Source organism: Rhizobium sp. P38BS-XIX (assembly GCF_012641435.1).
Taxonomy (GTDB): Bacteria; Pseudomonadota; Alphaproteobacteria; order Rhizobiales; family Rhizobiaceae; genus Rhizobium.
In genome coordinates, this window is record NZ_JABAIJ010000001.1 from 686,618 (window position 1) to 707,468 (window position 20,851).

22 protein-coding genes and 2 tRNA genes are annotated in these 20,851 nt (G+C 57.8%); 9 read left to right on the plus strand and 15 right to left on the minus strand.

The window, feature by feature from the left end; all coding sequences use genetic code 11:
* Positions 1-135 precede the first annotated feature (135 nt).
* The gene (ald, locus tag HGP17_RS03350) at positions 136-1,254 is read left to right on the plus strand and encodes an alanine dehydrogenase (RefSeq protein ID WP_168805904.1); all 1,119 of its coding nucleotides are present in this window, start codon (positions 136-138) and stop codon (positions 1,252-1,254) included.
* Between the two features lie 6 nt (positions 1,255-1,260).
* Here ald and HGP17_RS03355 read toward each other — a convergent pair whose 3' ends face one another.
* From HGP17_RS03355 to HGP17_RS03375, 5 genes are all read right to left on the minus strand, one after another.
* On the minus strand, positions 1,261-1,770 hold the full coding sequence (locus HGP17_RS03355; RefSeq protein WP_168805906.1) for a DUF1203 domain-containing protein: 510 nt from the start codon (positions 1,768-1,770) through the stop codon (positions 1,261-1,263).
* 96 nt (positions 1,771-1,866) lie between these two features.
* On the minus strand, positions 1,867-2,379 hold the full coding sequence (locus HGP17_RS03360) for a GNAT family N-acetyltransferase (RefSeq protein ID WP_168808070.1): 513 nt from the start codon (positions 2,377-2,379) through the stop codon (positions 1,867-1,869).
* A gap of 56 nt (positions 2,380-2,435) precedes the next feature.
* Positions 2,436-3,293: a 3-mercaptopyruvate sulfurtransferase gene (sseA, locus tag HGP17_RS03365; protein WP_168805908.1), complete on the minus strand. Its 858-nt coding sequence runs from the start codon at positions 3,291-3,293 to the stop codon at positions 2,436-2,438.
* A 63-nt stretch (positions 3,294-3,356) separates the two neighbouring features.
* On the minus strand, positions 3,357-4,094 hold the full coding sequence (locus HGP17_RS03370) for an alanyl-tRNA editing protein (protein WP_168805910.1): 738 nt from the start codon (positions 4,092-4,094) through the stop codon (positions 3,357-3,359).
* A 4-nt stretch (positions 4,095-4,098) separates the two neighbouring features.
* On the minus strand, positions 4,099-5,139 hold the full coding sequence (locus HGP17_RS03375; protein WP_168805912.1) for a cysteine synthase A: 1,041 nt from the start codon (positions 5,137-5,139) through the stop codon (positions 4,099-4,101).
* A gap of 294 nt (positions 5,140-5,433) precedes the next feature.
* Between HGP17_RS03375 and HGP17_RS03380 the strand changes: the two genes are divergently transcribed.
* Positions 5,434-6,264, plus strand: coding sequence for an SDR family NAD(P)-dependent oxidoreductase (locus HGP17_RS03380; protein ID WP_168805914.1), 831 nt, complete (start codon positions 5,434-5,436; stop codon positions 6,262-6,264).
* A 3-nt stretch (positions 6,265-6,267) separates the two neighbouring features.
* Here HGP17_RS03380 and HGP17_RS03385 read toward each other — a convergent pair whose 3' ends face one another.
* Positions 6,268-7,725 (minus strand): deoxyribodipyrimidine photo-lyase, encoded by a 1,458-nt coding sequence (locus HGP17_RS03385; protein WP_168805916.1) that lies wholly within the window; start codon positions 7,723-7,725, stop codon positions 6,268-6,270.
* Between the two features lie 250 nt (positions 7,726-7,975).
* Here HGP17_RS03385 and HGP17_RS03390 point away from each other — a divergent pair, with 250 nt between their 5' ends.
* Entirely contained in the window at positions 7,976-9,088 is a 1,113-nt protein-coding gene (locus tag HGP17_RS03390) for a sn-glycerol-3-phosphate import ATP-binding protein UgpC (protein WP_168805918.1), read from the plus strand.
* Between the two features lie 345 nt (positions 9,089-9,433).
* Here the strand turns inward: HGP17_RS03390 and HGP17_RS03395 are convergent, their stop codons facing one another.
* The 3 genes from HGP17_RS03395 to HGP17_RS03405 form a co-directional block, all read right to left on the minus strand.
* A complete protein-coding gene (locus tag HGP17_RS03395) occupies positions 9,434-10,348 on the minus strand; it encodes an ABC transporter permease subunit (protein ID WP_168805921.1) in 915 nt (304 codons plus the stop codon).
* A 7-nt stretch (positions 10,349-10,355) separates the two neighbouring features.
* Positions 10,356-11,240, minus strand: a complete 885-nt coding sequence (locus HGP17_RS03400) for an ABC transporter permease subunit (protein ID WP_168805924.1) — start codon at positions 11,238-11,240, stop codon at positions 10,356-10,358.
* 100 nt (positions 11,241-11,340) lie between these two features.
* Positions 11,341-12,693, minus strand: coding sequence for an extracellular solute-binding protein (locus HGP17_RS03405; protein WP_168805926.1), 1,353 nt, complete (start codon positions 12,691-12,693; stop codon positions 11,341-11,343).
* A gap of 325 nt (positions 12,694-13,018) precedes the next feature.
* Here HGP17_RS03405 and HGP17_RS03410 point away from each other — a divergent pair, with 325 nt between their 5' ends.
* Positions 13,019-13,576 carry a sugar O-acetyltransferase gene (locus HGP17_RS03410; RefSeq protein ID WP_168805928.1) on the plus strand — a complete coding sequence of 186 codons (558 nt, stop codon included), beginning with the start codon at positions 13,019-13,021 and terminating at the stop codon, positions 13,574-13,576.
* Between the two features lie 5 nt (positions 13,577-13,581).
* Here HGP17_RS03410 and HGP17_RS33490 read toward each other — a convergent pair whose 3' ends face one another.
* Positions 13,582-13,893 carry a hypothetical protein gene (locus tag HGP17_RS33490; protein ID WP_168805931.1) on the minus strand — a complete coding sequence of 104 codons (312 nt, stop codon included), beginning with the start codon at positions 13,891-13,893 and terminating at the stop codon, positions 13,582-13,584.
* Between the two features lie 116 nt (positions 13,894-14,009).
* Here HGP17_RS33490 and HGP17_RS03420 point away from each other — a divergent pair.
* The 3 genes from HGP17_RS03420 to HGP17_RS03435 all read left to right on the plus strand — a co-directional run bounded on the left by HGP17_RS03420 (position 14,010) and on the right by HGP17_RS03435 (position 15,461).
* Positions 14,010-14,084: transfer RNA gene (locus tag HGP17_RS03420), tRNA-Asn, on the plus strand.
* 570 nt (positions 14,085-14,654) lie between these two features.
* Positions 14,655-14,891 (plus strand): hypothetical protein, encoded by a 237-nt coding sequence (locus HGP17_RS03430; protein ID WP_168805935.1) that lies wholly within the window; start codon positions 14,655-14,657, stop codon positions 14,889-14,891.
* 165 nt (positions 14,892-15,056) lie between these two features.
* Positions 15,057-15,461, plus strand: coding sequence for a DoxX family protein (locus tag HGP17_RS03435; RefSeq protein ID WP_168805937.1), 405 nt, complete (start codon positions 15,057-15,059; stop codon positions 15,459-15,461).
* Between the two features lie 646 nt (positions 15,462-16,107).
* Here HGP17_RS03435 and HGP17_RS03440 read toward each other — a convergent pair.
* Entirely contained in the window at positions 16,108-16,287 is a 180-nt protein-coding gene (locus HGP17_RS03440) for a hypothetical protein (RefSeq protein ID WP_168805939.1), read from the minus strand.
* A 328-nt stretch (positions 16,288-16,615) separates the two neighbouring features.
* Entirely contained in the window at positions 16,616-17,716 is a 1,101-nt protein-coding gene (locus tag HGP17_RS03445; RefSeq protein ID WP_168805941.1) for a porin, read from the minus strand.
* A gap of 498 nt (positions 17,717-18,214) precedes the next feature.
* Here HGP17_RS03445 and HGP17_RS33885 point away from each other — a divergent pair, with 498 nt between their 5' ends.
* Complete coding sequence (locus tag HGP17_RS33885; RefSeq protein ID WP_281412741.1) at positions 18,215-18,343, plus strand: hypothetical protein; 129 nt, start codon at positions 18,215-18,217, stop codon at positions 18,341-18,343.
* A 252-nt stretch (positions 18,344-18,595) separates the two neighbouring features.
* Here HGP17_RS33885 and HGP17_RS03450 read toward each other — a convergent pair whose 3' ends face one another.
* Complete coding sequence (locus HGP17_RS03450) at positions 18,596-19,045, minus strand: acetyltransferase (RefSeq protein WP_168805943.1); 450 nt, start codon at positions 19,043-19,045, stop codon at positions 18,596-18,598.
* A 158-nt stretch (positions 19,046-19,203) separates the two neighbouring features.
* On the minus strand, positions 19,204-19,443 hold the full coding sequence (locus HGP17_RS03455) for a hypothetical protein (RefSeq protein WP_168805945.1): 240 nt from the start codon (positions 19,441-19,443) through the stop codon (positions 19,204-19,206).
* Positions 19,444-19,756: 313 nt separating this feature from the next.
* Between HGP17_RS03455 and HGP17_RS03460 the strand changes: the two genes are divergently transcribed.
* Positions 19,757-19,830, plus strand: a tRNA-Cys gene (locus HGP17_RS03460).
* Between the two features lie 226 nt (positions 19,831-20,056).
* On the opposite strand, the gene HGP17_RS03465 is transcribed toward HGP17_RS03460, so the two are convergent.
* Positions 20,057-20,482, minus strand: coding sequence for a Rap1a/Tai family immunity protein (locus tag HGP17_RS03465; protein ID WP_168805947.1), 426 nt, complete (start codon positions 20,480-20,482; stop codon positions 20,057-20,059).
* Positions 20,483-20,851 lie beyond the last annotated feature (369 nt).

Here is a 20,851-nt window from a genome sequence, read left to right on the forward strand (position 1 = left end):
AAACTGCTATTTACGCAATAAATCACGAAAAATGACTGCAGCGCAAATTGTCTTTGCAAGGACATTGCGAGGCGGAGGTGGTCTGATTTCACCTGGAGAAAATGAAAGACGAACAAGCTTTCCAGGAGGAGTGAAATGCGCGTTGGTTGTCCCAAAGAAATCAAGAATCACGAATATCGCGTTGGCCTGACGCCGGCGTCCGTTCGTGAATATGTCGCCCACGGCCACGAGGTTTGGGTGGAAACCAAGGCCGGTGCCGGTATCGGTGCCGACGATCATGCCTATGTCGCCGCCGGCGCCAAGATCGCCGCCAGCGCCAAGGACATTTTCGAGAAGTGCGACATGATCGTGAAGGTCAAGGAGCCGCAGCCTTCCGAATGGGCGCAGCTTCGCGATGGCCAACTTCTCTACACCTACCTGCACCTTGCGCCCGATCCGGAACAGACCAAGGGTCTGCTTGCCTCCGGCGTGACCGCCGTCGCCTATGAAACGGTGACCGACGAGCGCGGCGGCCTGCCGTTACTGGCGCCGATGTCGGAAGTCGCCGGTCGTCTCTCCATTCAGGCGGGCGCCACGGCGCTGCAGAAGGCCAATGGCGGCCTCGGCATCCTGCTTGGCGGCGTGCCAGGCGTACTGCCGGCCAAGGTAACGATCATCGGCGGCGGCGTCGTCGGTCTGCATGCCGCCAAGATGGCAGCAGGCCTTGGCGCTGATGTCAGCATCCTCGATCGTTCGCTGCCGCGCTTGCGCCAGCTTGACGATATCTTCAATGGCCGCGTTCACACGCGCTACTCCAGCATCCAGGCGCTGGAAGAGGAAGTCTTTTCCGCCGATCTCGTTATCGGTGCCGTCCTTATCCCCGGTGCCGCCGCGCCGAAGCTCGTGACGCGCGAAATGCTATCAGGCATGAAAAAGGGCTCGGTCATCGTCGATGTCGCGATCGATCAGGGCGGTTGCTTCGAGACCTCGCACGCAACGACGCATTCGGACCCGACTTACGTGGTTGAAGACGTGGTGCATTACTGCGTTGCCAACATGCCGGGTGCCGTTCCCGTCACCTCGGCGCATGCCTTGAACAATGCCACGATCTATCACGGCCTTGCATTGGCGGATCGCGGCCTGCGCGCCATCGCGGAAGACAAGCACCTCCGCAATGGCCTCAATGTTCACAAGGGTCGCATCACCAACCGTCCGGTGGCCGAAGCGCTCGGCTATGAGGCCGTTGCGCCCGAGAGCATCCTGAACGTTGCCTAACCCGGATTAGATGAAGGCGCTGGCATCCGCATATGCCGGCGCCCCAACCTTGTCGATCCGGCATTGATAGCAATTGTTGCGCGCCGAGCGGACGTGGACATAGGCGATGTCGGGGCGTTCGAGCAGCGATGCCGCATAGACGGCGATATCGTCCGTCGCCGTAACAGCGCCCGTTCCATAGACGATGCGATCGTTCTTGCCGTAGCCGCGAACAATGAAATCCTTGCTGGTTGTGAGCACTGGCGGCAGGATCTCTTCTGCTTCATAGCGCCGGCATGGCGTCTTGTGCAGGAAGATCGGACCTGTCTCCGCATAGGGCTGAAGCTCCGGGAATGGGCGATAGGCAAAAACCAGCAATTCCTCGCCGTCATTGATATTGCGTAGGCAATGGCGGCATGGATGGCCGGGACCGTCGGAGATCATAGTCTCCGGCTGGTGACCATAGGCGTCGGCGCCGCCGCTCCACAGCATTTCGGCATCGGCGGTGGGCATGGCTGCAAAAGCGATGGTGGGCATGGCAAACTCCTTGTCGAGACTTGCCATGTGATGCGCCGAAGCGAGCCAGGAAACCACCCGATTCCTGCCGATCGCAATCGCCGACGACGGATTGCCCTAGCTTCGCTTCACGAGTTCGAGCAACTCCTTGTCACTCAAAGGCCTGACGATGCCTTCACCGGTCGAAATCGGCGAGAAACCGAACATCTGGTAAAGTTGCAGCGCTCGCGGATGATCGAGATTGTTCGTCGTCGTCACGATCCGCTGCGGATTGAGCGTCCAGATCGCATAAAGCGCCTGCAGCAGGAACCACTTGCCGATGCCGAGGCCGAGCGCATGCTCCATGAGACCGAAATGGCTGAGCTCAATCGTCTCATCGTCCTGGCGCAAATACTCGAAGAACCCAGCCGGCGCTCCGTTGACGTAGAGCACGCTGATATTGTTGCGCTGGTCGTGCAGAGCAATCGTCAGTTCCTCATCGGTGAGGCGCAGGCGATCCACCCAATGCCAACGCGAACCCACCTGTCGGTAGAGGTGACGATAGAACGGCAACGGGATACCAGGCGCGCGCATGATCGCAGTCTGGATGTTGACCGGCACCGGCAGGCTTGTCTTGGGCGGCGCAGTCATTTCCAGACGGGTGATGTGGACCTTGATGGAGGAGGGTGCTTTCACGGCCACGGCGCTCAGTCTTTACCCGTAGCGATGGGCGTATCGGCACGGCTTCCCCATTCCGACCAGGAGCCGTCATAGAGCTTGTTGCTGTTATGGCCGAGAGATTCGAGCGCCAAAGTGATGATGGCCGCAGTGATGCCGGAGCCGCAGGTGGTCACGACCGGCTTGTCGAGATTTATCCCGGCCTTCTCGATGGTTTCGCGCAGTTCCGGCAGCGATTTCAATTTGCCGTTCGTCGCGAAGACGCCCGATGGCAGATTTCTTGCTCCCGGCATATGACCGGAGCGCATGCCTTCGCGCGGCTCAGGCTCTTCCGCGGCAAAGCGACCGGCACTGCGGGCATCGGCGATCTGCAGCGAATGGCTGTCGACGATCCCACGCATTTCGTCGAGCGAAACGACGCGGCTGCTATCAAATTTCGGCTTGAAGGTCGCGGGCTCAAAAGCCGGTGCCGCCGTCTCCAGCGGTCGTCCTTCGGCTTTCCATGCGTCCAGGCCGCCATCGAGCACGAAGACATTCGGTGCGCCCATGGCGATGTGGAACAGCCACCAGACACGCGGCGAGGCAAACAGGCCAGGACCATCGTAAACGACGATCCGGTCAGTCTCGCTGATGCCGAGCTTGCCGACCTCGGCCGCAAAATTGTCGGGCGAGGGAACCATATGCGGCAGGTTGGTCAAGTGATCCGATATCTTGTCCTGATCGAAGCGGATCGCTCCCGGAATATGGCCGCTGGCATATTCGGCATCGGCGTCGCGCTTGTGGGCCGGCAGATAGAAGGATGCGTCGAGAATGCGCAGGTCCTTTGCGCCCAACTCGCCTTGCAGCCAGTCGGCGGATACGACGAAACGGCTCTTGTCCGCTGCCATGATGATCTCCCTGCTATGTCTTTTGGTGTTGATATCGGGTTCTGGATATAGGCGCTTGCGCGGTCAATTCTCGTCGGCCGGCATGCCGAAGCGAATGCGGAAGCGGCGGTTTTCCTTGCCCTTCTTCTCGATCTTGGCGATGTGGATCGCGCCGACTTCCTGTGTCTCCGACACATGCGTGCCGCCGCAGGGCTGGCTGTCTATCGCCGAATCCTCGCCAATGCAGACGAGGCTGACGCGCCCTAGACCCATCGGCGGACGCACATTCTTGGATTTGACGATGCCGGGATTGGCGAGGAGTTCCTCGTCCGTAATCCAGCGCAAGAATACGGGATGGTTCTCGTTGACGAGCGCCATCATTTTCGCCGTCACCTCGTCCTTGTCGATCGTCTCGCTCATGTCGAAATCGACGCGGCTCTCATCTTCGCCCACGGCCGCGCCGGTGATCGGATACTGGCAGACCACCGAGAGCAAATGGCAGGCCGTGTGCATGCGCATCAGCTTGTAGCGGCGCGCCCAATCGATGTGCAGCACCAGCTTCTCGCCGACGATAGGCCGAGGCTCTCCTTCAAGTGGCACATGGATGATGATATCCTTGATCGCGCCGTGCTTTGTCTGGCCGAGCATGATCTTGGAACCGTCGCCGCGCTCCAGAAAGCCGGTATCGCCCGGCTGGCCGCCCGAGGTCGCGTAAAAGCAGGTCTGGTCGAGCTCGATGCCCCCATCTTCGTGAATAGCGGTGACGACTGCTTCGGCGGTCGAGAGGTAGAAGTCATCACGATAGAGGGCATTGACGGTCATGGGATCACGCTGTTGTTTCGTATGGGACGGCGATATCCGCCCGCTTTTCGAGATAAGCCGGCAGCGGCAGGCCCTTGGACTTCAGGAAGTCCGGATTGAAGAGCTTGGACTGGTAACGATTGCCGTAGTCGCACAGGATGGTCACGATCGTATGTCCAGGACCGAGATCCCGAGCGAGACGAACCGCACCGGCGATGTTGATGGCCGTCGAACCGCCGAGGCAAAGGCCCTCGTGCTCGACCAGGTCGAAAACATAGGGAAGCGCTTCGGCGTCCGTGACCTGATACGCGAAGTCGGGCGTAAAGCCTTCCAGGTTTGCGGTGATACGGCCCTGGCCGATACCCTCTGTGATCGAGGAGCCGGAGGATTTCAGCTCGCCGTTCTTGTAGAACTCGTAGAGGGCGGCGCCTTCCGGATCGGCGATACCGATCTTGATGTCCTTGTTGAAGGCGTGCAGGCCCATGGCAACGCCCGCCAGCGTTCCTCCTGAACCGACCGAGCAGATGAAGCCGTCGATCTTGCCATTCGTATCGGTCCAGATTTCCTTGGCGGTCGTTTCGATATGGGCCTGACGGTTGGCGACGTTGTCGAACTGGTTTGCCCAGATCGCGCCGTTCGGCTCGGTCTTTGCCAGCTGTTCGGCAAGCCGGCCCGAGACCTTCACGTAGTTGTTCGGGTTCTTGTAGGGAACGGCCGGAACCTCGACTAGTTCGGCGCCGAGCAGCTTCAGCGCATCCTTCTTTTCCTGGCTCTGCGTTTCCGGAATGACGATGACTGTGCGGTAACCGAGCGCCTTGGCAACCAGCGTCAGGCCGATGCCGGTATTGCCAGCCGTGCCCTCGACGATCACACCGCCGGGCCTCAGCAGGCCTTTCTTTTCGGCATCGCGGATGATGTAGAGCGCGGCACGATCCTTGACCGACTGACCGGGATTCAGAAATTCGGCCTTGCCAAGAATGGTCGAGCCCGTCGCCTCGGAGGCGCCCTTGAGCTTGATCAAAGGCGTATTGCCAATTGCTTCGAGGACGGACGGATGGACGGTCATTGGAATCTGCCTTCTGTTCGTAACTACTGTAAGAACGGTCTTTTCCCTTCACAAGGCTGCATAGGCAAGAAATTCTGTTCCTCGCTACTCGTTTGCCTCGCAAAATTCGACTTGGTAGGCACCTCGGTCTCTCTCTTCAATCGAAGCTCTCGGTCTCCAATTGGTGACATTGTTTTCCCGATGAAGCCGCCAGTCTGGCCGAAAGCGGCCACAATGATGCGCTAGTCCTAAAATGCTACGGACGGTCGCGGATAAGCGTTGAATGTAGGCGACCGCCAGCCAAGGAGAAGAGCCATGAATCCGTTCATCGCACGTCCTGAAAATGGAGTCGTCTGGATCACCGGCGCCAGTTCCGGTATCGGCCGAGCGCTTGCGCTGAAACTGGCCGAAGAAGGCTATAAAGTCGCCGTAACTGCGCGCAGCCATGAGAAGCTGCTGGCGTTGCAGGCGGAGGCAAGCGCGTTTGCGGGCAGCATCGTCGTGCTGGATGGCGACGTCACCGATAGCGAGGACATGGAGCATACGGTCGCGGCGATCGAGTATCAGCACGGGCCGGTCGCGCTGGCGATTCTCAATGCCGGCGTCTATCTGCCGGCGCGAGGCGAAGACCTCAATCACGAGGTCTTCGAGCGCAGCTTTGCCGTCAATCTTCATGGTGTGGTCAACTGCCTGATTCCGGCGGTTCGGCATATGCGCGCCAGAGGATATGGCCAGGTCGCCTTTGTCTCGTCGATGGCGGGCTATGCAGGATTGCCCGGGACCGCGGCTTATGGCGCAACGAAAGCCGCGCTGATCAATATGGCGGAAGGGCTGAATTTCGAGCTGGAGCGCATGGGTATCCACGTTCAGCTGGTCACGCCCGGCTATGTCGACACACCGCTGACGGCGCAGAACACGTTCAAGATGCCGGGCATGGTCTCGGCCCAGCAGGCTGCCGATGTCATCTCGGCTGGATTGAAGTCGCCGGCTTTCGACATCAGCTTCCCCAAATCCATGGCCTATCGTGCGAAGCTTTTGAAGCTTCTGCCTTACAGCCTTTATTTTCGTGTGCTCAGATATTTCCTCGGCGGTGGTCAAAAACGCCGGTCGGTCGGTCCTCGCGTCACCGCGCATCCTGCCGAATAGCGTTTAATCGTCTTTCTTCAGCGACGCGTGCGCATCGAGCGCACGCTGCCTCGCCATCGCATGATCGACGATCGGGCGGGGATAATCCTTCCCAAGTTCTATTCCGGCGCGCTCAAGCACAGTCTCCGGGGCTTCGAACGGCCGATGGATGTACTTCTTGTCGAGCTTCGCAAGCTCCGGCACGAAGGTCCTGATGTAGCCGCCATCCTGATCGAATTTCTCGCCCTGCAATATCGGATTGAAGATGCGGAAGAAGGGCGAGGCATCGGCGCCGGAGCCGGCCACCCACTGCCAGTTTGCGGTATTGGCCGCCGGATCGGCATCCACGAGCGTATCTCGAAACCAGGCTTCGCCTTCGCGCCAATCGATCAGCAGATCCTTGATGAGGAACGAGGCCACGATCATGCGGACACGATTGTGCATCCAGCCATGACGCCAAAGCTGCCGCATGCCGGCATCGACGATCGGGTAGCCCGTTTGCCCGCGTTGCCAGCTTTTCAGGCGCTTGGAGTCGGAGAGCCACGGGAAGTCGTCGTAACGGTCGTTCCAGTTGGCTGTCCTGAGCTTGGGGAAATGGAACAGTTGATGATAGCAGAACTCTCGCCAGACGATTTCCTTGCGGAAGCGGACGACATTATCCGTGCCGATCTTGTCAGGCAGTCCCCGTGTTGCGTGCCACATCCGGGCAGGTGAAATCTCTCCAAGCGCCAGATGTGGCGAGAGCAGCGAGGTTGCCGGTCTGTCCGGGAAGTCGCGACCGACCGAATAGTCGTTAAGCGCGCCGTCGACGAAGTCCTCCAGCTTATCCATGGCAGAAGCTTCCCCTGGCGTCCACATGTCCGCGAACTCGGACGCCCAGTTCGGCTTGGTGGGCAGCAACGACCATGAGGCGAGGGTGTCTGATTTAGGCCAATGACCGGGGGCAAGGAGCTTTTCGGGCGCCTCGACCGGAAACGGCGGCTCACCGGATTGCTCGAACGCGCGCCAGAAGGGCGTATAGGTCTTGTAGTGGTTGCCTGTACCGGTGCGCAGGCGCGTCGGCTCGTGTAGCAGCTGGCCGGCAAAGCTGTTGGCCTCGATCCCGTTGTCCCGCAGCGCCTTCTTGACGCGCGTGTCGACCTCGATCCCCGAGGGGTCGTAACGCCGGTTCCAGACCACGGCTTCGGCGCTGGTTTCCTCAAGCAATGTTTCAAGCATCGTCTGCTCATCGCCCTGCCGAAGGATGAGCTTGCTGCCAAGCGCACCAAGCGCGGTTTGCAGAGCCGCCAGCGAATGATGTAGCCACCATTCCTGCGCGCCACCCAAAGGGCCGCACTCGCTGCTGTTCGGCTCGCGAATATAGACAGGAATTACGGGGCGGCCTGAGGTTGCCGCAGCCTGCAGAGCGTGGTTGTCGTCAAGGCGGAGATCCTTGCGAAACCACAGGAGAACGGGGTTCGGCTCGCTTTTCGATGTCGTCATTGTTCTGGCCGGTCGCCTATCTCTGTGTTGCGTTTCATATGCCTTTTGGCGGCGGAAACCCTTATACGGTGCCGATCATCAAATGGTTCCACTACCACGCGTTTCATAAGAAAATTCTACACGCAACTCTCGTAAGGAAAACTCGATGCAGTCTGTGTTATAAGGGAGCCTTGTCACTGTTCTGTAATGCAAATTCGCTAGCAGTCCAGCCGATTGACATGCCCAGAATTGACACGCGGGGAAGATTACAATGGCGGAAATCCGCATCGAACAAGTTCGCAAGGCATATGGACGCAATGCGGTCGTTCATGGCGTCGACCTGAATTTCCGATCAGGCGAATTTGTCGTCATTCTCGGACCTTCCGGCTGCGGCAAGTCCACTCTGCTGCGCATGATCGCCGGTCTTGAGGATATCACCTCGGGTGAGATCATGATCGACGGCAAGGTGGTCAACAAGCTTGAACCGCGCGAGCGTGGCTGCGCCATGGTCTTCCAGAACTACGCGCTTTATCCGCACATGGATGTTGCCGCCAACATGGGCTATGCGCTCAAGGTGGCCGGCGTGCCGCGCGAAGAGCGTGACCGTCGCATCAAGGAAACCGCCAAGATTGTCGGCCTCGAGGATTTCCTTGCCCGCAAGCCGGCCGAGCTTTCAGGCGGTCAGCGCCAACGCGTCGCCATGGGCCGCGCCATCATTCGCGAGCCGAAGGTCTTCCTTTTTGACGAGCCGCTCTCCAACCTCGATGCCAAGCTGCGTGTGCAGATGCGTGTCGAAATCCGCCGTCTGCACAAGCGCCTGTCGGCAACCTCGGTTTTCGTGACCCACGACCAGGTCGAGGCCATGACGCTCGCTGACAAGCTCGTCGTCATGTACAAGGGCAATGTCGAGCAGGTCGGTACGCCGCTTGAAGTCTACAACACCCCGCGCACCCGTTTCGTCGGCTCGTTCATCGGCTCGCCAGCCATGAACTTCCTCGAAGGCACGTTCTCCGCCAATGGCGAGCAGTTCATCTTCGACGGTATTCACACGAGCATCGACGCCAATATCGGCAAGCGCCATGCCGGTCAGCCCGTCGCCCTTGGCATTCGTCCCGAGCATGCGCGCCTTGTGCCGGCGGGAACGCCGGGCGCCATTCCGGCGACAGTCGATTTCGTCGAAGAACTCGGTGCCGGCCGTGTCATCCATTGCGACATCAACGGCTCCAACTTCGCCGTTGCCGTTGCCGATCATACGACGGGCCAGACCGGTCAGTCCGTCGCGCTGGAGCTGCCGCAGCAGCACACGCATCTCTTTGCCCAGGATACTGGCCTGCGCCTCGACGCCGTCGCCACCGTGACGCCGCTCAAAGTGCTGGCAAGCTGATTTCAATCATAACTTTTCAGCAGGCATGCCCGGAAATCGGCGACGGTTTCCGGGCTTTTTATTTGTCCGATATGCAGTCCCGCAGAGAGGAATCATGCGCCGCCTGCGTCGAGGCCGCGTTCTCCAAGCCTGTATGAGTAGACATGTCGCCAGCGATCTCAGGGGCTCGCATAGCCCACCGAAGTCGGCTTGAATGTCGAATGCGTATGATGGTCTTTGGGATTTTGTGCCGCGCTGGCTGTGGCTCCGAAGAGATGCCGGATAAGTGCGGTCAGGCCGGGAGAGGGCGCTTGCACAAAAAAAGCCCGCCATTCCCTATCTCGGGGAATGGCGGGCGTTCTCTTGTCACTTCTCGGTGGCGATGACGCCGCGAACGACCCAGCGTTGCATCAGCACGACGATGGCAAGCGGCGGGATCATGACGATCAGCGTGCCCGCCATGGCGATATGCCATTCCGGCAGTCCACCAACGTTCGGGATGAGAGATTTGAGCTCGATGACTGCCGTCATGTAGGACGGATCCGTGGTGACCAGCAGCGGCCACAGATACTGATTCCAGGCCCACAGGAACATGATGGTGCCAAGGGCAGCCATGTTCGTGCGCGACAAAGGTAAGAGAACATCAATGAAGAAGCGAAGTGCTCCGGCTCCATCCATGCGAGCGGCCTCTGTCAACTCATCCGGTATCGTCAGGAAGAACTGGCGATACAGGAACGTGCCCGTCGCGGTCGCGATCGATGGCAAGATCAGACCGGGGTAGGAGTTGAGCAGTCCGAGATTCAGCGAAACTTCAACGCCGGTCAATTTCTGGATGAGCCAGCTGATGCCGGTGATGTCGAGAAGGCCCTGATAGGGCGATAGGACGTTCGCGGCGACTGCGTAGGTTGGCACGATACGCACTTCGAGCGGCAGCATCAGCGTTATGAAGATCAGCCAGAAGATGAAGTGGCGGCCCGGATAGCGAAAATAGACCAGCGAAAAGGCGGTTATCGCTGAAATGAGTACCTTTCCGATCGCGACGCCGCCAGCGAAAATCAAGCTGTTCACCAGCTTCGGGCCAAGATTGGCCGTCGTCCAGGCGGTCTTCATGTTGACCCAGAAATCCGAACCGGGGATCAACGACATCGGCACTTTGTTGACGTCGGCCAGATTATGGGACGCGGCAATCGCAACAATCGCCAGCGGGCCGACCGCAACTATGAAGCCGATGAACAGGATCAGGTGCGTAAAGAAATTCAGGATGGGGGTGCGCTCGATCATGTCAGCCTCAGCGATAGTGCACGCGCTTCTCGATGAAGCGGAACTGGAAGATGGTAAGCACGATGATCAGCAACATCAGCACAATGCTCTGCGCCGCCGCACCGGAATAATCGAGGCCCTTGAAGCCATCGAAAACGATCTTGTAGACCATGAGATTGGTCGAGTTGTGCGGCCCGCCCGAGGTCATGATGTCGACGATGCCGTAAGAATCCTGGAAGCTCTCGGTGATGTTGATGACCAGCAGGAAGAAGACCGTTGGTGTGATCAACGGCAGCTGGATATCCCAGAAACGACGAAGCACGCCCGAGCCGTCCATGGCGGCGGCCTCGATCTGCGAGCGCGGAATGCCCTGGAAGGCGGCAAGAAAGAAGATGAAGCTGTAGCCGATATATTTCCAGGAGAAGGCGGCGATGATCGACGCCATGGCGGCGGTGCCATCGAGGCCCGGATCCCAGAACCCTGGCCAATAATGGTTTACGACGGACATAAATCCGGCTTCGGGCGCCAGGATGAAGCGAAAAGCCATGGCCGAAGCAGGAGCCGCGATGCCATACGGCCAGATAAGCACGACTTTATAGAATTGCGAGCCTCGCAGTTGCCGATCGGTGAGCGCAGCAAGGATCAGCGCGGCTCCCATCGAAATGGCGGTGCTGATGCCAGCAAAAATGATGCTGATCGTGACCGAATTCCAGTAATCCGCGTTGACAAGGATGGATTTGAAATTGTCGAGCCCGACCCAGATATTGCCGCCGCCCCACGGTTGCTGCAGCGTCAGCGACCAGAAGACCGCCTGACCGGCTGGCCAATAGAAAAAGGTGAAGATGAGGAGCAACTGCGGCACTGCGAACAGGATGCCGACGCTCCATTTGCTGAAAGTTATACGCTTTTCCATTGTCTCTTCCGGCTTGGGGGCGCTATGCCACGCTGGCTCTCATAACGAACGTCCGCCGGGAAAATCTCGGCGGACGCTGCTGTGTCATGAGCTGTGCTGCTTACGGCAGCTGCTTGCCCTTGTAGGTGGCTTCGAAGCGGTCGAGCACGGCGTCGCCGTTCTTGACGAGGTTGTCGATGCCTTCCTGAACGCTGACCTTGTTGGCGAAGATGGCCTGCATCTGGTTGCCGAATTCAGCGCGGATCTGCGTGAAGTTGCCGAGGCGAACGCCGCGGGTGATCGCGGTCGGCTCGGAAGCGGTCAAGCTGGCGATAGCGACTTCGCGGCCCTTATAGGGAGCCTTGTCGTAGAAGCCCGAGGACTTCATGAATTCGAAGCCGGACTTCGTAACCGGGATATAGCCGGTGTTGGTCGACCAGAAGAGAGCAGTTTCCGGCTTGGCGATGAAGTTCAGGAACGCAGCAGCGCCCTTGTATTCGTCGGAAGACTTGCCGGAGAGAACCCAAAGCGAAGCGCCGCCGACGAGCGAGTTCTTGCGCTCGGTGCCAGCGTAAACCGGAAGTTCAGCAACATCCCAGTTCATGCCTGCCTTCTGGGTCTTGGTGACCGTACCGTGGTCGCCCACCGAGGTCATGATCATCTGGCAATCGCCGGAAGCGAAGGCCTGAACCATGTCCTGACCGAGGTCCTTGGACTTGATCTTGATGTAACCCTGGTCGTACCAGCTCTTGAGGTCCGTTACGTACTTGACGAACTTCGTCTTGTTGACGGTCAGGCGGGCGTCGAGACCGTCATAGCCGTTGTTCTTCGTCGCAACCGGCTGGTTGTGGATGGCAGAGAACTGCTCCATCAGCTGCCAGCTTTCGTTGCCGGAGATGTTAATGGCCATCGGGCAATCATAACCAGCGCCCTTGAGCGCCTTCATGTCGTCGGCAGCTTCTTCCCAGGTCTTCGGAGCGGCAGTCTTGCCGATCTTTGCGAAGGCGTCCTTGTTCCAGTAGAGCAGGGCGGTCGAAGAGTTGAAGGGGAAGGAAAGCAGCTCGCCCTTGGACGTGGCGTAATAACGCGCAATACCCGGGAAATAGTTGTTCCAGTCGACCTTGTAGCCGTTTTCGGCCATCAGCTTGTCGACGGCGTAGTAGGCGCCCGAAAGCATCATCGTGGCGGTGCCGACGTCATAGACCTGAACGATCGTCGGCTGCTTGCCAGCGCGGAAGGCGGCAATGGTGTTCTGCAGAGCGGCGTCGTAGTTGCCCTGGCTGACGCAGGAAACTTCGTAATCCTTCTGGGAATCGTTGAAGTTTTTGCACATGGTTTCAACGACGCGCTGCAGGTCGCCCGAAAGGCCAAACCAGAAATCGAACTTGACCGGAGCTGCAGCAGCAGGCATCGCCAGGGCGACGCTCATGATGCCGGCGGCGGCGGCCGAAATGTAGTTCTTAAGTTTCGACATAATCCCTATTTCCTTTTTGAAAGCTTCGAACCGGTGGCCTTGCGCAAGTCCGCGGTAGCGGCGTTATAGACAAGCTGTGTGACAGTTTGTTGAGGGCAAGAATCCCGCATTACCGGGCATTTTCGAATGAAAGTCAGGGTTAGTACGCTAACGATATTTGCACGATCGGGCATATCAGGCAACGCTAATCGATGCGTGCAATATCGAGCGCCTCGCGCTAGGCTTGCTATACGCTTGCACACGTGTGCCAGTTTTCTTGCGGCGTATCCGCATGATGTGCAGGATGCCGGCACGCGAATCCGGCGGACATGAAAGGGAGAGATCGATGACGCTTAGCGAACGGCAGAAGATGGCGGCGGGGGAATGGTATTGCTGCCTTGATGCCGAACTCGACACCTTGCGCTGGCGTGCGCGGGAAGCTGTGCACCAGCACAACACGACGTCGCCGGCCGAACGCGGCAATCTCGGACCGGCCCTGGCTGCACTTTTCGCCGACGTCGGCGACGATGTTTTCTTGGAAGCTCCGTTCCATTGTTCCTATGGCATGAACATTTCGCTCGGCAAACGGGTCTACATCAATGCCGGATGTGCGATCCTCGATAGCGCGAGAGTCCAAATCGGTGCCGGCAGCATGCTGGGGCCGGGCGTCCACATATATTGTGCGGAGCATCACAAGGACGCGGAACTCAGGGGGCAGGGCCTCGAAATCGCTCGGCCCGTCACCATCGGCAACAGCGTTTGGATCGGCGGCGGGGCCATTCTAGTCGGCGGCGTGACGGTTGGCGATGGTGCGATCATCGGCGCGGGAGCAGTGGTGACGAAAGATGTCGCCAAAGGCGCAACCGTCGTCGGCAATCCCGCCCGGCCGATCGCGCCGAAATAGGAAGCCTAATTCGCCGGCCGACGCTTTCGCATCCACCACACGGCAAAGCGGCGGCGCCAGCGACGCACGATGGGCATATCGTGGGAAAGCACGATGAAGCCCAGAGGCAGCATCCAGAAGCCAAGGATTGGCAAGAATCCGAGAAGGCCGCCGATGATGAGCGCTATCCCCAGGCCAACGCGGGCCAACCGCGATTGCGGCAAAGGAATTTTCACAGAGCCGAAAACGAGCTTGCGCGTGACGGGATCTATGCCGAAACGCCGGGTTTTCCGGGCTTTTTGATCGGCATTATCGGTCGGTCCATATCGATCGGTCATCCACAGGAAATGGTGAGGCGACGAAATAATGCAAGAGAAATCGATTTTTTTGAAAAAACCGCTTGGCAAATCGGGAAAGCATTTGTAGAAGCCCACTCACACCGCGCCAAGCGCATTCCCTGGTAGCTCAGCGGTAGAGCATTCGACTGTTAATCGACAGGTCGCCGGTTCGAATCCGGCCCGGGGAGCCACTCTTCTTCATAAGAGTTCTTGGTTCTGCATCCTTAAAAAGTTGCCATCAAGCAAGCCATTTTTCAAGATGTTCGTCTTGGAATGTGTCTGTGCGCTTGCCAAATCCGGCCTCGGCAATTCCTCGATTGCGAAGTCGGGCCATTTGCGCTTGTGTGAGGCGCAAATGCGAGTCCGAGGTTTTATCAATGATCCGTCGATTGATGATGTTGGCTGTGTGTGCGTCGCTCGGCGCGGGGCATGCGTTGGCTGACGACGATGCTGTGTCGAACGCGAAAACGCTTTGCCGAGCGGTCGACACGACGATCTCGCTGTCACCGTGCACTGTTTCCGAAGAGACAAGGACGGTGACCGTGTCTGTCGCGACGAGCGGAGGGAGCGCCCCAGGAACTCTGCCAGACCATTCAAAGCTCTCTGGTCGAGAAGCACATCTATTTCGGCGCCGACCCCTGGAAACTGGCGCTGAAATCGCCCGCGAGCGGCGACACTCCGATCGCATCCTGCTATCTGCCGCAGACGCCGAATTGACGGCGGCGCCGATCGAAGCATGAAATGCAAACGAAAGCGGATGAATGTCGAAAGTCAATGATCTGATCGCCTCAGCAAAATCCGTCTGCGATCGCTATGATAAAGGACGTATGGAGAGAGAAACCGTGCGGGAATGGGTCTTGCGTCTCGGCGTCTATCCGGCGCCCCACGGCGATCGTATCCGCGAGGCGGCTGAGTGGTTTCGGGCTCATTCAGCAAACGATGTGCCGGCCGACATCCGCAGCGGCGATTTGGAAAGATTAAAAGCGATCTTTTCATAAGCATTCGATCGGACTCGATTGCTATTTTGAACACGAGTTCATCCGAAGCATCGGCACTTGGAGCTGTGCCGCCTTGCATTGACCTGGCTTTCTACGGCTGCCAGAGTGCCGTTATCGGCCTTTCGGAGGCCACTGAGGCGGTTCAGACTTTATTGTGAGGGATTTATGGCTGGGAGTGCAAACTCGCGCACAGGCGCTATTGTGGGGTGGATACTGAGCGCAATTGTTTTTGTCGCGCTCGCGGCCGATGCCGCTGTCGATCTGTTCGCCCCGTCGCTGGTTGGCGCGGAGATGAATGCGACAGGATTTCCGCCCGGTCTGACAACGCTTTTGGGCCTGATCATTCTCGTTTGCGCGGTTCTTTATGCAATTCCGCAGACCGCCGTCCTGGGAGCGATCCTCGCGACAGGCTTTCTGGGCGGTGCCATCTGCACCCACTTTCGTCTCGGAGAAGTGGGGTCTCCGCCACAACTTATCAGTTTGCTTTTGGGCGTACTGGCGTGGGGCGGCCTCTATCTTCGAGATAGCCGGATTCGCGACCTGCTTCCCATCATGAAATCAACCGGCTGAAACGATCGGATTGGGGGAAGGGGTGCTTTTTTGTACTGCAACAACAGTATGTTGCAGTTGCTCTGAATCGCCGGACATCCTGGAAAATACAGTCCAGTCAGAGAGCTGTGTCACTATGATGCAGGCCGGCTTTCGCGAGGTCTCATTGGTGATTTTCGCACAAATCCGTATGGCATTTCCAAGAAATTTGGTTCAAGGTATGGTTGCTCTCGTGAATGTGAGAAAATGTTCATGTGGCGTTAATCTGAACCGGCGCATGAACGTAAATGCGCGATCCGCGCAGCATAGTCCCCCAATGCTTAGAGGTTCGACATGAAAAACCTGTTTCTTGCTTCTGCACTCGCACTGGCATCGGTTGTTGCCGTCAGCGCCCCGTCCGAGGCTGCTCCGATGCATCATCGTCACCATCATCATTGCTACATGAAGAAGGTGAAGCACAGAGTTCACGGCCACTGGGTGGTCCGTAAGGTACGTGTTTGCCGTTAATCGGTAGAAGCTTCTAACGAAAGCAATTCCCTTTAAAGCAAGACGGCCGCTGCCGGGTTTCCGGTAGCGGCCGTTTTCATTCGTACGCATTTTCGCTTGGCGGGCGATTGCCCGCCGTTAGCTAGGCGCGCTTGTAAAAATCAGGGACGAATCTCGAATATCACGCCACCATGGTGACGGTGGCGATAGCGGCGATCATCCCAGCGGCGATCGTAATAACGTCGGCGGTCCCACCCGCGATCACGATCTCGCCAATGGCGGCGGTCACGATCTCTCCAATCGGCGCGGCGATCGGAATCAGGGTGCCAGCGGGTGCCGTGATCCTGAACGAAAATAACATTTGCCGAAGTGTTCTGCGGCGAGCTGGTGGACGAGGCCGCCATTGCCGGCAGCGTGGCCGGGAAGAGCGAACCGATCGTAAGAGCCGCTGTCAAAGCAATTGAAGCAATAGGTTTCAAGGCGAGAACTCCTTTATTCAGTCACGTCCCTTTGCCGGATAACGCAGCGGCCGTGACAAGGTTCCCCCTTCTGGTTGATCGGGAGACGCAAGGACACGCGCAGACTGAAAGGAGCGGCTTCGATTTCAGGAGTCGATGGGCAAGAAAAAAGGGGCCGGCAGGGAAAGCCGGACCCCTTCCTTCTCTGATCGGAGGTCAATTCTGATCAGTTTAGAAGTTACGTTCGAAACGCAGGATACCAGAGACGGTGTCGTCCTTGGCGTAGTCGTAGTGAACGTAGGTCAGTTCCGGCTCGACGAGCAGGTTCTTGACCGGGTTGAACTTCAGGTTCGTCGTAGCTTCGAAGATCTTCGATTCGCTATAGGCGAGCTGGAGGTTCCACTTCAGCTTGTCGTTAACCGGAACGCCAACGCCACCCCAAACAGCCCAGTCACCCCAGCCGCACTTGGATACGTTGACGGTGCCGTTCGGCGCCGTGCAAGCAGAGATATCCTGGTTGGTGCCGGCGTACTTGTTGAGCTTGTCGCCGTCGGTGTTCCAGCCGCCCATCAAGAAGGCCGAGAATGCGCCGAAGTCAGCGTCAACACGAGCCTTGATAGCGCCTTCTTCGACGATCGAGTCGTAACCGCCAACGACCTTGAAGCCCCATGCGCCGGACTTGAAGCCAGCACCGGCAACAACGTCAGGAGCGTAGTGGTTGTCCTTGTCGTCCGTCCAGAAGCTCGAGCCGTAGGAGGCCGTGCCGTTGGAGTTGGAGTCTTCGAGCGAGATCACAGCCGAGAAACCGTTGCCTGCGTCGTATTCATAGGTCAACTGGTTGAGTTCGTACGGACCGTCATAGATCACGTCGTCGTTGATGACGTCGCCGGCGTAGCCGATGTACAGGTTGTACTGCGAGTCTTTCTTACCGACCGTGAAGCCGCCGAGGCTGATGTAGGACCACAGCAGGTTGGTGCTGGTGGAGCCGCCGTCGTTCCAGTCCCAACGAACGATGGTTTCAGTCTTCAACGGACCGTATTCGGTGTCGGTTGCCGTGTCGACGTTCAACTCAGCACGGGTGTGCCAGAGCGTGCCCTGATGGCTGTCGCGGTTGTAAGCGTTGTACCACTCACCTTCCGTACGAACCTTGCCGCCGATCTTGAGGCAGGTTTCCGTACCCGGGATGAAGAAGTAGCCTGCACCGTATGCGTCGCAGATGCGAACGTATTCCAGCGGCTCGGGCTCAGCGGCAACGATCGCGTCGGCCGCGTGAGCACCGGAAACTGCTGCAAGCGCAGCAGCGGAGCCGAGAAGAAGGCTCTTGATGTTCATAATAACTCCAATCTTTCCTGATTGGGCATGAGATAACCCGTCAAAAAGGCGACGCGCCCAACCCCATCCCGTTCATGTTCCCTATTCAGTAGCTGCGAAGTGATAAGCTTCACGAACTATTTCCTGAACCCGCTTCAGTGATTTGGCAAGATACTAAGAGAGGCGAACTATGTGTGCGCTATTCGAAAAAAATCTTTGTTGCAAAAATGACGCAAATTGGTCGGCCGAGCAGATTGTGTGGCGGTTTTGCGGTTCAAACAGGGCTTTCGAGGCGGGATATTCTCGTGCAGGGACGCATGAGATTATAAGCCGGGTCATCTTCTGCGAAGGTCGACGCGCTCTCTCGGCGCGATAATGCGTTGCCGCTTCGACGGACTTCCGGGGCTCGACCTTGTATCGGGCGAGATCTTCATGTGATCCAACCAAAAAAGAGCCCTGGGGATTAGTATTTACGGAACGGGATTCCCTGTATTCCTGATGCGAGAAGGGGACTTCAGTTTGCAAAAGAAGATTTTGCAGTCGCAAGACATCAAATTGATGCATCACATGATGATGCTTGTCGGCGTGATTATGGTGGTCATGACGCTTGTGGGCGCAATTATACTGACCGCCATCGCAACGGGGTGAGCGCGTCTTTGTCGTCCCGTCAATGTTGCGTCCGACGACACTACTGGGGGCGTAGTCTCGTCGAACGCGGCACTGCCCGGCCCAGGGGTGGCATCCAGACCGGTGGCAGGACGCTAGCACCCACCTTGGGTTCGTATAACCTACCTGAATGGGCTGGCACGCAGTCCCTTTTTGGGACCGCTTTCGGCTGGGCGGTTCAACCGCTATTGCGATGCTGATTCGCCAAGTCGCGATTCGGCCGGTAACAGGCAACTACGCCGTCTGTCTGTCCCACCGCAGGTGAAGGATCGGATAAGGCCGATCTTGATCATCCAAGGCCGAGCGGCCGGTCAACTTGAAGCCGAAGCGCTCGTAGAAACCTGCCGCTTCGGCATTCTGTTCGTTCACATCCACCGTCACGGTGTCTTTTCCATTCCGGAAGTGCTCGAGCAGACGACGGCCCAAGCCCATCCCTCGGCTGTCTGCATGGACGAACAGTGCATCGATATGATCGCCGGTCGTTCCGAGAAAGGCATGTGATGTGTCGGCATCATCAACGGCTACGACAAATTCCGCAGTCGGCAGATAGTCATTGGCCACCATCTTGCTGATCGCCTCAAGGTCAGCAGCCTCGAGGAAATGGTGTGTGGCTTCGACGGCGGTGCGCCATACCTCGTAGTTGCGCGTGATATCGCTCGCTTTAGCGTGCCGCAGATGAAACATGAATGCCTCTCGATTGCCTTTTATCATTGTTGGGCAATCGTTTAGTTCTTCCTTGTCGGCCCGTAAAGCTTGCGCGACAAGAGAAGCGGCAATCTATGGTTTTCGAATGAGGCGCGCCACTAGCGAGCACCGGAAATGCTGCAACGGGACCCCAAGGTCTAGGCGGCGTTTAGATCGGCGATCTCGCCATGTTTCGCCAACAGGCGAGGGGACGTCATATCGCCGGTCTCATCGTCAACCAGCACCGCATAGGCCGCGACACCGACAAAGCGATCCGACATGGCAAACGCAATCTTCTCGGCGCTGACAGCGTTCGACGCCTGCCGCATCTCGCCGGGAACAAGGTTTCCTCGGTTCTTCTTGTAAGGCAGGATAATGAATTTTTCTGCGGTAGCCATGGAATCTCCCCTGATCTGTTCGCATTATGTTCACGGATAAGGGGGAGTCAAGCAACCGAGCCGATGTGACGGTTATTTCGCCGGTCGGACGAACGCGCCGACCCGGCTGCTTTCCGGCCGCATTTAAAGGCAATTATGTGCATTCTTCTATGAATGCTCGCTCGTCGCGTTGAGGAGAGTAAGTTCACTGGCGAGCGATATGTCGTCGGATTGTGGTTTAAGACGAAAAATGAGCGATATTCCGGATGAACCTCTTGCGCCGATTCAAGATTCGTTCTAAACGCCCGCCATCACTCGCCTTTAACTATCGGATGGCCTCGTGGCGGAGTGGTTACGCAGAGGACTGCAAATCCTTGCACCCCGGTTCGATTCCGGGCGAGGCCTCCATCCATTCTCTATTGAAATCAACAGCATAGTATTGGCCTGATCCAATTCGATTGGTGCGTTCCATGTTGTCCGAAATACCGCTCGTTTCGAGCTATCTTGCATTTCATATGGTAGAAAAATCGCCGCCAGGGCGTGATATTTAGGCCCTGATTTCGACGGCATGCATCCACATCTGCGATCCTCTGGCGCGCAGATGAGCCTTTGACGGCAACGGAATGAAATCCGCCTATTCTTCCAGGCAGGGAAAGGCGAATTTGAACGAGCGCGCGATCAATGAGCTTGCTGGCCGCTCAAGCTGCCAGGAATGCTCTGCCAGCCATCGGCATGTCACCGTGGTTGCCTTTGTGTTGCTGAGATCGGGAGGCAGGCAGAAGGCGCCGACAAATTGCTGAAGATAGTGCTCGTATCGTGACGAGTTCTTCGGCGTTTGTTTCGTTGCGCGGATCGTCAGGCTTTTCGTGCGTTGGGCTTCGTCGAGAATTCCCTGCACATAGACCGATGCAAGCGTTCGATCTTCTTCACACCATTCATCCAGCTGTTTGCCGGTGACGACATGTCCGATGATCGGTGCTGTCGCTTGTGGTGCTTCATCGCTCAAGGCGACCTGGGGTATTAACAGGAAAGACGCTGCGACAGCGAGCGAAAGCCTCATTCGACGACCTACATCATGGACGATAAACTTGCAGCCAGAAAAAGCACCAGCGGAAGCGAAGTTGCAACGAAAAGAACGAGAGAGACAGACATCCCCAGCCACCTTCTATTCACTTTTATCTTACCCGAATGAATTCGGGTCGGAAGGTTGATCGGTGACCACACTCATGTGGCCCAATATCGACAAGCGTGGTCTCGGGAGGTTAACATTTTACTAACGGACGCTCCGCTTTGACGCACCTCGCATCAGCTCCTCGCCGCCGCAAGCGTTCGCGACGACTCGGGCCTTGTCTGCGAAGATATCGGCGAATGCAGGAGGGGTCGACGGCGCTGGGCAGCGTTCACTGTACGAAGCGGCCGCTGTCCCCAG